This is a genomic window from Epilithonimonas pallida, assembly GCF_900182975.1.
Lineage (GTDB): Bacteria > Bacteroidota > Bacteroidia > Flavobacteriales > Weeksellaceae > Epilithonimonas > Epilithonimonas pallida.
In genome coordinates, this window is record NZ_FXUO01000006.1 from 164,319 (window position 1) to 179,349 (window position 15,031).

General features: G+C 37.9%; 8 protein-coding genes. 3 read left to right on the plus strand and 5 right to left on the minus strand.

Translation table 11 applies throughout. The features are described from left to right. Nucleotides 1–109: 109 nt before the first annotated feature. Together QOL71_RS13025 and QOL71_RS13030 are read right to left on the minus strand one after the other, a co-directional pair. On the minus strand, nt 110–6,019 hold the full coding sequence (locus QOL71_RS13025) for an InlB B-repeat-containing protein (RefSeq protein WP_283417341.1): 5,910 nt from the start codon (nt 6,017–6,019) through the stop codon (nt 110–112). A 225-nt stretch (nt 6,020–6,244) separates the two neighbouring features. Further along, the gene (locus QOL71_RS13030; RefSeq protein ID WP_283417342.1) at nt 6,245–7,024 is read right to left on the minus strand and encodes a hypothetical protein; all 780 of its coding nucleotides are present in this window, start codon (nt 7,022–7,024) and stop codon (nt 6,245–6,247) included. Between the two features lie 280 nt (nt 7,025–7,304). Here QOL71_RS13030 and glgP point away from each other — a divergent pair, with 280 nt between their 5' ends. Beyond that, nucleotides 7,305–8,957: an alpha-glucan family phosphorylase gene (gene glgP, locus QOL71_RS13035; protein ID WP_283417343.1), complete on the plus strand. Its 1,653-nt coding sequence runs from the start codon at nt 7,305–7,307 to the stop codon at nt 8,955–8,957. 101 nt (nt 8,958–9,058) lie between these two features. On the opposite strand, the gene aceA is transcribed toward glgP, so the two are convergent. Further along, nucleotides 9,059–10,339 carry an isocitrate lyase gene (aceA, locus tag QOL71_RS13040; protein ID WP_283417344.1) on the minus strand — a complete coding sequence of 427 codons (1,281 nt, stop codon included), beginning with the start codon at nt 10,337–10,339 and terminating at the stop codon, nt 9,059–9,061. A 113-nt stretch (nt 10,340–10,452) separates the two neighbouring features. Next, nucleotides 10,453–12,027: a malate synthase A gene (gene aceB, locus QOL71_RS13045; RefSeq protein ID WP_283417345.1), complete on the minus strand. Its 1,575-nt coding sequence runs from the start codon at nt 12,025–12,027 to the stop codon at nt 10,453–10,455. Nucleotides 12,028–12,152: 125 nt separating this feature from the next. On the opposite strand from aceB, the gene QOL71_RS13050 reads away from it, so the two are divergent. Together QOL71_RS13050 and QOL71_RS13055 are read left to right on the plus strand one after the other, a co-directional pair. Next, nucleotides 12,153–13,628: a helix-turn-helix domain-containing protein gene (locus tag QOL71_RS13050; protein ID WP_283417346.1), complete on the plus strand. Its 1,476-nt coding sequence runs from the start codon at nt 12,153–12,155 to the stop codon at nt 13,626–13,628. 4 nt (nt 13,629–13,632) lie between these two features. After that, complete coding sequence (locus tag QOL71_RS13055; RefSeq protein ID WP_283417347.1) at nt 13,633–14,289, plus strand: ComF family protein; 657 nt, start codon at nt 13,633–13,635, stop codon at nt 14,287–14,289. A 65-nt stretch (nt 14,290–14,354) separates the two neighbouring features. Here the strand turns inward: QOL71_RS13055 and upp are convergent, their stop codons facing one another. After that, nucleotides 14,355–15,005 (minus strand): uracil phosphoribosyltransferase, encoded by a 651-nt coding sequence (upp, locus tag QOL71_RS13060; protein WP_283417348.1) that lies wholly within the window; start codon nt 15,003–15,005, stop codon nt 14,355–14,357. Nucleotides 15,006–15,031: the final 26 nt, after the last annotated feature.

Here is a 15,031-nt window from a genome sequence, read left to right on the forward strand (position 1 = left end):
ATGATATCAGTATTATTTTTAATGAAAAAAAATCAAACATCCGATTAAATAAAATCATGCAAAAAAGTCATCTCGCTGAGATGGCTTTTATTGATATTGATCAGATTTGTTACTTAATTAATTTTTTGGTTCTTACATCACCGGAGTTTTCAGCATTGAGAATATAAACGCCGTAAGGTAAATTATTAGCATCAATAACAAGTTTTTTCTCTTTGGAAAAAAGTTGCCGGATTAGCCTTCCGCCGGCATCAAATAATTCTACTTTATCAAGTTGTTGAGAAGATTCAACCACAAAAGTTTGTCCATTCCTGTAAACCTGGAAATCAGATTTACCGGTTCCATTATTTCCTAGCGTTTCTGCTTTATATACAATCTCAAAACGGGTATTGTTTGCTCCTTTTGTTGCTGTAAAATCATAGCTTTCATTGTTACTGAGATCAATATATTTATTAAGAAGCTTATCTTTCAAATAGATTTTCTGATTATTATCAAACAACCCTTCTGCGGTTTGAAGCCTGATCTTATAGGTTCCATCAACCGCAAAAACGTTTCCTAAAGTGATAACATCCTCTGTTGAAAAGTTACTAGATTTACCTTGGATCGCCAATTTTTTTGCACCTAATACAGAATAGAAAGAATCAGAACCTACTGTAAACAGCTCTCCATCAAAATCAGTTTCATAATTATCAGTTGCTCCATTAATATAACCTATAAGAATGGTATTGACCAAATTAGAAGGCGAAGTCATCGTTAACCAAAACCTATTCTTAGTTGTTTTCTGATAAAAGTTACCATTATCAGTTATCCTGATATTATTGCTGAAATCCAAAGGCTGATCTTTGCCGCCAGCTTTTGCCTGGATAATGAAAGCCTGACCTATTTGGATTTTCCCATTCGGAATAACGGAACCATTATAAGGATTATCAGGATTATAAGTTGCCGGTGACCCGCCTGTTCCGTTGTAAACGGCATAATTATTCCCATTATAACCAGAACCAACCTGCTCTGCCGTATAACTATTATTAGTCCAGAACCAAACTGTAGAAAATATTTTAGTTGGGTTAAGTGTGTACAACAAATCAAAATCGATATTAGAAGGATAAGGATTACCAACCAAATTAAATCCATGATTTGCATCTGTCCACTTCAAATTTTGATATTGAATATTACCGTTATTCGGAACACCATTAAAGTTATATGTTTTCGTATAGCCATTGGTTCCTGTTTCTGCACGGATCGCATAACCTTTACCGGCAATAAAAGTCGCGTCATTAGTTACCGTAAATTTATCATTAGACTCATTATACTGTAAGTAACCATTGACAGGAGTATTTGGCGAAAAACCTGTTGCTCCTTTGATAACCTGCCCGCTAACCGGCGAACTCCAATACACATAATCCATGTGTGTCGAGATATTATTCATATCTGTTACATATCTTTGAACCTGAACATTTCCTTCATTGATTACATTATCAGTCTGGATCAGATTCGCATCACTTTCTATAATAAAGTTAACTGCAGAGCCATTATTCGTAATTTTCTTTTTGACAGTCACCGGGAAATTTGGTTTCACTCTTAAAGCTCCACCCGCATTGACGGTCAGATCACAAACATCCAAAGCGCCATTGGTCTGGGTATTATAACTTCCGGCAATAACAACTTTACTTCCCAAAACAGGCGTCCCATTCGTCCAGACATTGCTTACCCAGGTATTAGTAGCTTCTTTAATCTGAGTTGCACGGGTTGCCGTGTAACATGTCTGCGTATTTTCTCTTACCTGGCAGTAATATTGATAATTATTAAGACCATTAACATCATCTATCATTAAAGTCTGAGTAGTTGCTCCGGAATACACACCACCATCAACAATAGCAGTCCAGCTACCAGTAATTCCCAAAACATACCATTGGTAAGTTAAAGCATTACCTCCGGCAAGACCTTCCGTAGCAGTAAGAGCCAAAGACGCATTAACAACATCACAGTTAACAGCATATGAAGGCTGTGCTGTAATTACAGGCGGAGTTTTAACAACAGGAGGCTGTGCAACAACTCCTGTGAGACATTCATCCTGATCAATATCTTCAGTCGTCCATTCGTTATCTGCAAAAGTTGTTCTTGGCGATAGGAAATTATTCTTTCTTTTGAGATAATATCCTATATAGCTAGGCGCCTTGAAATCATCAATAATAACTGAATTTTTCATTAATCGTAAACCATCATCAGCATTAAAACCAGTTGCTCCAAAACTTCCGTTACCTGTTGGCGCATAACCACACCTTGAAGAGCTGACATCTATCACAGCAATACCTTGGGAAGCAATAGTTCCGGTAAGGTTAGCATAAGTTGTGTAAGTTCCTCCATAAGTCGATGCTCTCTGAATCGAGTAACCCGAAAGATCCACTGTTGCTCCTGTTCTATTATACAGCGTAACCACCCCTCCGTTGCCACCATTTTCATCATAAACCTCATAAATAATAATATCGGATGCATTAGAACTTCCGGACCCGCCAGCTATAGATTCGCACCCTGAACTATCATTATTAATTAATGTAAAAGCTGTTTCAGAATCACAATCCAAAGCTGTATCTACAATGATATTACCATCAGCATTTGCAGGAACAGTGGCCTTTAGTTGTGTTGCGCTTATGAATTCTACTACTGCATTTGCTGTCCCGAATTTAACTGTTGATGAAGAATTAAAGTTAGCTCCTGTAATTGTAATAATGGTATTTGTAGGGCCATTTGCAGGGAAAGCTGTAATTGGTGACGGCGTACAAGCTTCGGTATAGCATGTCCAACTCAAATCATCTATTGCAACACGCGATCCGGAACTCGTAACAGTCACTACTACCGATCCGGAAATATTGATACCAGATAAAGTAGTAGTCTGAACACTAGAAGAGTAAGGAATATTACCCACTATATTTCCATTAACTCTAACAACCAGATTTCCAGAACTGTCAGTGTAAGGAAGTTTGGTTGTCATTGTAATACTACCAATACCATTATTAACAGATGGAGAAGTCAATATACCACTGCGTATAGTGATTGCTTTACCTGTTATAGTCTGATCCGTTCTTGCATCTGTCGCTGTCCAAGTCCCACCATTATCTCCTGTCCAGCTACGGTTTTGGTAAGAAGTTGAACTGGCTGTAGGGATATTAGTAAAACTTTCCGTTAAACAAGGCCCCTGTGTAACCGTAAGTGTTACAACATTAGATGTTTTACTTGCGCAGGCATTACTTATGATAACTCGATATTTGTATCCGTTTTTACTTATTGGTGTATTTATAAGAGTATATGTTGCGTTCGTGCCAACTGTTGTCCAGGAGCCGACCATACCAGTTGCACTTTCCTGCCATTGATAAGTATAAGGTGCAGTTCCTGATGCGGTTACCGTAAAACTTACATTGCCACCTGACACTACACTTTGATCAGCTGGCTGTATACTGATATTAGCAGAAGTACTGATAACAACCTGTGATTGCATAGCGTATGAACCCGTACTCCAGCAATTACCATTGTATGCACGAACGTAATAATACCCCGAAGATGTCACTTCGAAGGGTTCGGAAACTACCGAACCATTGACGAAAACAACCGGGTTTGCCAAAGATGTTCCGGAAGCTGTAGCCTGCCAATAATAGATAACTCCTGATTGGGGTTGAGCCGTACCGTGCTCGTAGATCAAAACCGCGCTACCACAATTCGGGGTTGCTGAAGGTGTAATCTCACCATTTGGATTAAGCGGTATATCACAAACTGTAGCCTGACTTCTTGGATTATTTGTAGCAGCTGCTACATTATATATATAATTGTTCGAACAGATATTATATTCAAAAACTCTGAAATAATAAGTTGTAGAAGATGCCAGACCCGTAACAGAAACACTATTTCCTACTCCTGCATAGATAACTTGCTCTCCACCTGAATAAATATTATTAGCCGTTGGAAGAACATTAGAACTAACAGGATTTGTAAAACTATTAGCTGTATTGACAACCACTACTCTACCAATCCCATCTCCTGCAGTTAAATTAACCGTCATTCCCGATGATGTTACGGAAGAAAATGACACCACCGATGATTGTATTGTGGGTGCAAGGCAAGGTGATACTGTTCCCTGTAATTTCACAATAGGACCGGAACCATCTCCGCCGCCTTCTACAGCAATGATATTATTACTAGGATTACTGTATGTTCCCGCAGGCAATCCGGCTTTCAAACGAACCAATACCGATTTTGAAAGTGTAGATCCAGCATAAGAAACCGGCACTGGTGCGTCAGCATAACTCAACCAGACATTTCCGTTATCTAAAGAGATTTCATAATCATCTCCAGGCAAAAGATTGACCGCTGATCCATCCAAATGAATTCCGTCTAATGTAAATACCTGAGCCCCAGAAGGACCATGACTTTCTACATAATTGAAGCCCGACAGCAAATCCGGTGTTACAGTAAGTGTAGATTCATTCAGTATCCAATGTGCATAGAGCGTTATTGATGTATTAACCCCCGAATGGACATAAACATCTCCTCCGTTATAATCCGCAGTAGTGCCGGCGGCATTCGTTTTCCATCCACCAAAGGTATAACCTGACCTTGTTAGGCCCGCACCATTGTTCAATGTAATCGTACCCGATTTAACACCTATAGTTCCGTTATAATACCCATCCTGGCTAGAAATTGTTCCCGAACCACCATTACTATCATAAGAAACAGAGAATCGCCATCTGGCATATATTGTGACATTATTATTAGGCATAGGCGCCGGACCATAATTAGATCCAGGCGTGTTAACTACTCCTCCTGAAACACCATTAGGAATACTATACCAACTGGCAAGCACATAACCGGTTTTAGTAAGCGTTGCCGGATTTGCCAATATAATCCCAGGATTTTGTCCTGCAGTAAAGGTATCACTTGCAGGAACTGTACTTACCGCACTGGTATTATCATTACCGTCATAAGTAAGGGTATATGTCGCAGGCACCCAATGTGCATATAGCGTTACTGATGCACCAGATCCGGAATGCGTATAGCTGCCTGCGCCTGCATAATTGGCAGTTGTCCCGGCTGCTGAAGTTTTCCATCCACCAAAGGTATAACCTGCTCTCGTAAAACCAGAACCATTATTTAATGTAAGCGTACCTGTACCGGCACTTCCATTATAATAACCCGTTTGTGATGCAATAGTACCTGTACCTCCGTTACTATTATAATTAATTGCAAAATTCCATATTGCATATAATGTTGCGCTACTTGTGAAAGGATATGTAGCCTGATTGGCATAAGCCACCGTTCCAGATGCAGCATTAGCAACAGATGATGCCCATCCTCCAAAACTATATCCGGTTTTAGTAAAAGCATTAGCCGTCAAAGCTGTTGAAGAACCAGCCAACTGTGAAACCATTGAACCTCCAGTACTGCCGTTGCCATTGAATGTAACGGTATAGCTTGCAGAAGCCATTTTGTAAAAAGTAATATCCTGTTGAGTTCCTGTATAGCAGGCGAACCTGGGCGAAGAAGTATTATATTGCAAATACCTTGATGTAACACCTAAATTCTGAACTCCAAATAAACTACCACTAACATAGGTAATATTCCATCTCTGGTTATTACCACTTACTGAGGTTACAGCTTGTACATTATTGCTCGATCCGGTATAAGAGGCATATACAGCCGTTTCCTCATTATATATTGTTTTTCCAGATCCATTAGTTTCGATTTTCCAGACTATAGACTTCGAGGGATTTGTTAACGTTGTACCAGAAGCAGGTGAAATCGACGTATTAGCAAAATAGGTACTACTGGTATAAGTATTGTTCATCGCAAAAGTAGTCCCATAAGCAATCACATAATACCCATCTGTTAAATCAGCCGCTGCAGAAACTTTGGTGAATGTACCTGTGCCCGAATATTGAGCAACCGTTTTTACACCAATCAACAAAAAAAAGAAAAAAGCCTTAACGGACTTTAAAAGAAAATGTTTTCTCGCAGAGAATAAACTTTGTTCCATAGCATTTGTTTTCATTAAGCAAGCAAATATAACCGTATAATAAAAGCAAAAGCCTGAGTTTTAAAATGTTAATACAAATGTAAAAACACCACCAAAATCCCATTAATTTTGTGGATAAAGTGTATTTGTTAAAATTCCATTTTCTTAAATTTTACAAACATTTAACCTTTAGTTTAAAACAACTTATATTCTTAATTAAAAAACAAATCTATTGTTTGCCGAAAACTATTTAATCACCATCATCTCACTATAGAGATTCTCAAGATGAAGGATTTTTGTAAAAGGGCTTTTCACTGTTTTGAGTGCTTCTTTCCCATTGATATAGCTGTACCGTGAAGCGATATTATACATATTGGAAACCAGAATAAGCCAACATTCTTTAGTCTTGTGGTTATAGAGCGGATATTTGGAATTTTTCTTTTCAATGATTTCAAGGATCTTATCAGAATGAAGCTCATCAAACAAGGACAGGTTATATTCCAAAAACAAAAGAACGCCTTTCTGATTAGGCGTTCTTCTTATAGATTTAACAAATTTGGTTCTCTTATTATTAGTAATTGCAGATGAGATCTCTTTGATTAACTGTTCCGGCTGCAAATAAAAATCATCCTGAAAATAATCGATATTAAGATGATAAATACCATAGAGACTTTTGTAATCTGACAAAAGATTTTCCACAGTACGAAAAATATGATTAATATAACTTTCTTTTTTTTTGAGCTCGAAGTGGTTGATAATCTCCGAAACTTCTATCCCGATCCGCTTTCCTTTATAATTAATGATAAAATCAGGGCTTTCTCCTGTCAGGTTTTCGATTTCCATTTCTGGATAATGCTGGAACAATGTATTGAGCAGCAGCAATTCGGTTTTTTTCTGGTATTCTTCGCGCTCGTGCAGGTTGGCGTTACCGATAGAATCATACCATTTCACCAGATCATCAGTCTTCTTATTCTTAGAAGCCACACAGATCTCCAGATTTTTATTAAGGTCCTCGCAAAAGATCATAACATTTCTTTTAGAAATTAAACCTGTTCTAAGTTAGTAAATTATTGATTACAAAATAATTATATTAATTAAAATTAATGTTACAAAGTGTAAGATACCTGTAAGAGGTTTTCAGGGAACAAAGTTCATTTTTTTTGCAATGCAATTTTCATTTTGTAATATGACAACCAAAACACTTGAACCCAGCCTTGTTGCACGAATCTAGCAAACTGCAGCTCATCCAAAAACTAATTATTATATTTGCAAGCTTATAGACGACCTTAAAATATATATACGAACTATGGATTTCAAAAACTTCAAGATGCCTTACAGCATCAATCCAAGCTACTCCAAAAGAACCGCCTATTTCTCTATGGAATTTGCCATAGACCAGGCGCTCAAGATCTACAGTGGCGGGCTTGGTTTCCTGGCAGGATCTCATATGAGAAGTGCTTATAACTTAAAACAAGATTTCGTGGGAATCGGGATTTTGTGGAAATATGGCTACTATGACCAAAGCCGAAATGCAGATCAAACCCTGAACCCGATCTGGACAAAAAAAATGTACAGCTTTTTGGAAGATACAGGCATCAAATTTCAGATTGAAATTCATAATGCACCAGTTTGGGTAAAAGTCTGGTATCTGAATCCTGAAACTTTCAAAACCTGCCCAATGTTCTTTCTGAGTACAGATGTACCGGAAAACGATCATTTATCAAAAACAATTTCTCATAAATTATACGATGCTAACGAATCTACAAAACTGGCTCAGTACATTCTTCTTGGTAAAGGAGGCGCAAAGCTTTTGGATGAGATGAACTTCGAAAGAGATGTTTACCACCTGAACGAAGCTCATGGTTTACCAGCAGCATTTTACTTATTAAGAAAATATGGTGGAGACCTTGCTAAAGTGAAAGAAAAATTAGTTTTCACTACACACACTCCTGAAGAAGCAGGGAACGAAAAACATAATATCCACCTTTGTCACGACATGTCTTATTTCTGCGGATTAAGCATTGATGAGGTTAAAAATATAGAAGGTGTAAACGACGACCGTTTCAATCACTCGCTTTGCGCATTGAGAATGTCAAGAATTTCCAATGGCGTTTCACAGCTCCATGGTGTGGTTTCCAGAGATATGTGGAGCAAATACCCGGGAATCTGTGAGATCAAATCCATTACTAATGCTCAGGAATTCAAATATTGGGCAGACAAGCCCTTATACGATGCCAAGGATGAAAGTGATGACACCCTTTTCGATTACCGCAAGAAACATCTTAAAAAAAGAATGTTTAAAATCGTCGCAGACCAAACAGGAAAATTGTTTGATCCAAACGTATTGACCATTGTTTGGGCAAGACGTTTCGCCGGTTACAAAAGAGCAGATCTTCTTTTAGCTGATAAAGAACGCTTCAGGAAAATGCTGGAAAACAGCAAATATCCGGTTCAGATCATCTGGGCAGGAAAACCTTACCCGATGGATTACGGTGCAATCTCTACTTTCAACAATCTGGTTGAGGAAAGTAAGAATCATAAAAACATGGCAGTTCTTACAGGTTATGAATTATCTTTGAGTAAATCCCTGAAACAAGGCTCTGACATCTGGCTCAACAATCCGAGAGTTCCAAGAGAAGCTTCCGGAACCAGTGGAATGACCGCTTCTATGAACGGTTCTGTGAATCTCTCGACTGATGACGGTTGGATTCCGGAATTTGCAAAACATGGCGAAAATTCTTTCGTCGTTCCAAAGGCAGATTATCACAACTGGCCACAAATCGAACAGGATCAATTTGACCTGAATAATCTTTATGATGTTCTGGAAAACCAAATCATCCCAACGTATTATGAGAACCCGAATCAATGGAGAAAGATTGTACAAACCGCGATGGATGATGTTAAATATCAATTCAACAGCGACAGAATGGCAGATGAATATTACAAATTGATGTACTGATCATTATCTACACAAAATTCAAAACCCTGATTTCAATGAAATCAGGGTTTTTTTGTTGACCTATTTCGAAAATTCAACAATTATAATATAGATTATGAGCCTTAATGAAACTGTGCCGTTTCTGTAGAGTCTTTCATTGCAACAGTTGCAGATTTTCCGCTGGTAACAATTGTTTGGATCTCGTCAAAATAACCTGTCCCAACAAAAGATTGGTGTTTCACAGCGCGGAAACCTTTTGACTGAAGCGCAAATTCTCTTTCCTGCAATTCGGAGTAACCGGCCATTCCTCTTTCTTTGTAAGCATAAGCCAGCTCAAACATAGCTGTGTTCAAAGCGTGAAAACCTGCCAATGTTATAAACTGGAATTTGTATCCCATTTTTGCCAACTCTTCACGGAAGTTTTCCATCTCCTCAACTGTCAGTTTTGCAGCCCAGTTAAAAGAAGGTGAACAGTTATAGGCCAGCATTTTGTTTGGAAACTTAGCGTGAATCCCTTCTGCAAATCGTCTTGCATATTCCAAATCCGGATTTGAAGTTTCCATCCAGATCAGATCGGCGTAAGGCGCATAAGACAAACCTCTGTCAATCCCTTGTTCCACACCGTTATTCACAACATAAAAACCTTCCGATGTTCTTTCTCCCGTCACAAATTTTTTATCTCTGTCATCAATATCAGAAGTTAGCAAATCCGCCGCATCAGCATCAGTTCTTGCAACAATCACAGACGGAACACCACAAACATCTGCAGCTAATCTCGCCGCAATCAGTTTATTAATCGCTTCCTGAGTAGGAACCAAAACCTTTCCACCCAGATGTCCGCATTTTTTAGCAGATGATAATTGGTCTTCGAAATGAACGCCAGCCGCACCAGCTTCTATCATTTGTTTCATCAATTCAAAAGCATTCAGGTTGCCGCCAAAACCAGCTTCCGCATCAGCAACAATCGGAACAAGATACTCCTTCTCTCCACCTCCGTTAACCGATTGGATCTGATCCGCTCTCAACAATGCATTATTGATCTTCTTAACTACAGACGGAACCGAATTTGCCGGATAAAGTGACTGGTCCGGATACATCTCTCCGGAAAGATTAGCATCTGCTGCAACTTGCCACCCCGAAAGATAAATAGCTTCCAATCCGGCATCCACTTCCTGCACAGCTTGATTTCCCGTCAAAGCGCCAAGTCCGGCAACCCAATCCTGGTTATTAAGTTTATCCCAAAGCTTTTGGGACATTTCTGTCGCAATCGTGTAATCCAGTTTGTAAGAACCCCTTAGTTTCAGCACATCTTCCGCTGTGTAAGGTCTCGTAACGCCAATCCATCTCGGATTTGTCAGCCAGTCTTTTTCCAATGCCTGGATCTGTTCTTGTTTTGTTTTCATAATAATATTTGGTGATTTGGTGTGATATGATTTCTAAATTTCAGAAATAAAGATTACCGACTCAAGATTTTAATCCTTGAACCCATAAGTCTTTGTTCTTTATTCTTGTTTCTTTAAATAAATGGATACGCCTTCACAGTGAGGAATTCTTCAAACTTACCGCAGAATATCAATTCATTGAAAAGCTCCTTCGCAAGATTAAATCTACCTTTAGCATACCGGTCTTCTCCAACGTATTTCTTAATTCTGGAGAGTTCTTCTATTTCCCATTGGAGAACCAGTTCCCTGGTCAATGTTCTTTCATCTTCAAGAACAGCATTATGATGCAGCCATTGCCAGATCTGAGTTCTGGAAATCTCCGCGGTTGCGGCATCTTCCATTAGATCATAAAGAGCTGCTGCACCAACCCCCATCAACCAGGATTCGATATAAAGAATTCCGATGTTGATATTTTTTCTAACGCCATTTTCAGTAATTGTTCCGGCAGGAACTTCGAGCAATTCGGATTCTTTTATTTTGTGGTCAAACTTTTTATCAATCTGATTTTTTCTCGGCATATATTGGTCAAAAATCTCCTTCGCCACAGAAACCAAAGCCGGATGCGCAACCCAGGTTCCGTCGTGACCATTCCGGACTTCCCGTTCTTTATCATTTCTTACTTTCTCGAAAGCCAATTCATTAGCTTCATCATCATTTTTTACAGGAATCTGCGCTGCCATTCCGCCCATTGCGTGGACATTCCTTTTGTGGCAAACCTCAATCACTCTTTTGGAATAAGCACTCATAAAAGGTGAAGTCATCGTAACTTGGTCTCTATCCGGAACTAAAAACTGAGCTTGATTCCTGAATTTCTTGATATAAGAAAATATATAATCCCAGCGTCCGCAGTTAAGCCCGGAACTGTGGTTCTTCAGCTCGAAAAGAATCTCGTCCAGCTGGAAAGAAGCGGTGATTGTTTCAATCAGAACAGTTGCTTTGATTGTCCCCTGCGGAATTTCCAGGTAATTCTGAGCAAAAATGAAAACATCATTCCACCAACGAGCTTCTTTGTAATGTTCTAATTTTGGAAGATAAAAATAAGGCGCTGTTCCTTTTTCAATTAAAGCTCTAGCATTTCTAAAAAAATAAATCCCAAAATCTATCAAAGAACCCGATGTGTTTTCGCCCTCAATTTCAATATTTTTTTCTGATAGATGCAAACCTCGCGGACGTACAATCAATGTTGCAATCTCATTATTCAGTTGGTAAGATTTGCCTTGCTCATTAGTAAAATCGATATTTCTATTGATGGCATCTGTCAGATTAATCTGTCCCTGGATACAGTTTTCCCAAGTCGGAGAATTGCTGTCTTCAAAATCTGCCATAAAAGCATTAGCTCCGGAATTAAGTGCATTGACAATCATTTTCCTGTCAACCGGACCTGTGATTTCCACTCTCCTGTCTAAAAGATCTTCAGGAATCTCTGAGCACGTCCATTCTCCGTTTCGGATATGGATTGTTTCTGATGGAAAAGATGACAACTCACCCGAATCAAATTTCAATTGTGTTTTTTTTCTTTCTTCCAAGAGTTCAATTCTTGTGTGATTAAAATTCTTATGAAGTTTAATTAAAAAATCCATTAATTCATCAGTAAAAACCTCTTGGAATCTGGAATCCGGAAAAATTTTTAGTTGGCTCATCGTTTCCATAATTAAAATATTTTGTGATTTGGTTGAACAAATATATAAAAAGATTTTCACAATTAGCGAACGTTCGCTAATTTTTAATAAAAATTATTATGCGGATAATCGCTTTAATATTTATCTTTGATTCTATGATTGCAGAGAGTGACTATATACGCGTGGTTTTCGGACTAAAACTGAAACAACAAAGACAGAAAAAAAACTGGTCCCTACAAGACCTTGCAACCAAAACAGGTCTTTCCAAATCCTATCTCAATGAAATAGAAAATGGGAAAAAGTATCCGAAGCATGACAAAATCATTCAGCTTTCGGAAGCTCTGAATTGTACTTTTGATGATTTGGTTTCCACCAAGCTGGACAAAAGTCTGACACCAATCAATGATGTTCTGCAATCTGATTTTTTCAAGGAAATCCCATTGGATTTATTCGGAATCAACAAGAATAACCTCATCAGTATCATCAGCGATGCACCGAAAAAAGTAACGGCATTTATTAATGCATTAATCGAGATTTCTCAGAATTACAACTTAGGAAAAGAGCGGTTTTATTTTGCCGTGATGCGTTCTTTTCAGGAATTATATGATAACTATTTTCCCGAAGTTGAGGAAAAAGCGATTCAGTTTGCAAATGAAAATCAACTGGAGCTCAATAAAAACCTCAAAATCGAAATTCTTGAAAGCCTTCTGAAAGAGAAATTCGGTTACAACATCCAGTCAAAGGATTTTTCGGACGATTATGCTTTGAATCAACTTCGTTCACTTTATATTCCGGAAAAAAAATTATTGCTTTTGAATGATCGATTGGACTTTAATCAAAAAATCTTTATCCTTGCAAAAGAAATTGGCTTCAATGTTTTGAAACTGAATCCAAGACCCAATACTTATTCTTGGCTGGACTTTGGAAGTTTTGAAGAAATTCTCAATAATTTTTACGCTTCTTATTTTGCAGGATGTTTTTTAATTTCGAAAAAAGAACTGATTGAAAAAACCTCCGATTTCTTTGACGAAAAACAATGGAAATCCCAGCATTTCGAAGCATTAATCAACCATTTTACAGATTCGCCGGAAACATTTTATTACAGATTAACCAATGTTCTGACCTCAGAATTTGGAATCAAAGATTTGTTTTACTTATGTTTTGTAAAAAAAGATGATTCTGACAAAATCCAGATTTTGAAAGAACTCCATCTCAATCATCAGCAGGCACCACATTCCAATGCAACCAACGAACATTACTGCAGACGATGGATTGCTGTGAAAAACCTGCATCATCTCAAGGAAAACGAAACAATGACTGACGCGCAGATTTCACACTATAAAGATCAGGGCGTGAGTTATCTTGTAATTTCCACTTCACAAAAAAATCCTTTTTCTGACGGAAGCAACAGAAGTTATTGCCTGGGAATATTGCTCAATAATCAAACATTCAAAAAAATCAATTTCGCCAAATCCGCATCTTTGAAAACCATTGAAGTTGGTGTGACCTGCGAAAGCTGCAGTATTTTGAATTGCGAAGTAAGACAAGCGCAGCCTGTAAGACTGGAAAAGGAACAATTCAACCTTGATATGAAAAAATCGATTGAGAAAATCAGAAAATCATTAATTTAGAACAGTGATTTTTGATTTTTTTTTCCCGAATCGTTGCCTGGACTGCAATCAGTTGATTGATAAGCAGGATGTGGTTTGCGAATTATGCTTGGACAAAATCAACTTTTCAAATCATAATTATTTCGGAAATAATTCCCTGATGGACAAAGCATCATTACAAATCCCCGTAGAAAACGCCTACTCGCTTCTATTTTATGAAAAAGAAAGTCTGGCACAAAGAATCATTCATCAGCTTAAATATAATCATCGGGAAAAAATCGGAAAAGTCTTGGCCAAATGGATCACTGAAAGAATTAATTTTAGGGATAACAAACCAGATTTGCTCGTAACAGTTCCGCTTCATTATAAAAAACTGAAACAACGTGGTTATAATCAGCTTCATCTATTCGGAAACGAATTGTCGAAGCATTATCAGATTCCTGTCAATCATACTTTATTAAAAAGGACAAAACATTCCCGTGCACAAGCTAAGAAAAATCAAACCGAAAGACTGAAAACAAAAAATGCTTACCAATTGACTGAAAATATCAATGATAAGCATATTCTTTTGATCGATGATGTTTACACCACAGGAAACACAATATCGAATATCGCGTGGGAAATTCTCAATAATTCCAAGAATGTAAAAATCAGTATTTTGGTAATGGCGATGGACGTATGATTAGTTATGAATTATAAGTTATGAGTTTTTCAAATCATTCATAATTCATAACTAGTAACTCATAATTATCTTTGAAGTTTTCCGCCGTAAGACAAATCGCCTGCATCACCTAAACCTGGTGTAATATAACCTTTTGAAGTCAGACTTTCATCCAAAGCGCCAACCCAAACTTTCGCATCCGGATAAGCATTCTGAATCGTCTCAACTCCTTGTCTGCTTGCGATGGCTGCAACAATATGAATGGAAGTCGGTTTTCCGTTGGTCAACAAATCTTTAATCGCTTCAATCAGAGATGCGCCGGTTGCAAGCATCGGATCTGCTACAATAAGCGGACGACCGTCTAATTTCGGACAAGTCAGATAATCTTGTTTGATAGAGAAATAATCGTTAGCATCATGTTTCCTGTAAGCTGCAACAAATCCGCAATCCGCTTTATCAAAATAATTCAAAATCCCTTGAAACAAAGGAACTCCGGCTCTAAGAATAGTTGTGATAACAGGTTGTGTTTGGATTTCTTTAACTCTGATTGTATCAAGAGGCGTTGTGATTTCGATTTCTTTCTGATCGAGTGTTTTACTGATTTCGAAAGCTGCAATTTCTCCGATTCTTTCCATATTTCTACGGAATTTCATTCGGTCATTTTGAACTTCGATATTTCTAAGGTCGTTGATCCAGGAATTAACAAGTGAAAATTGATCTGATAATATTGTAAGCATTAGTTATTGCGATTTTTAATAAATAT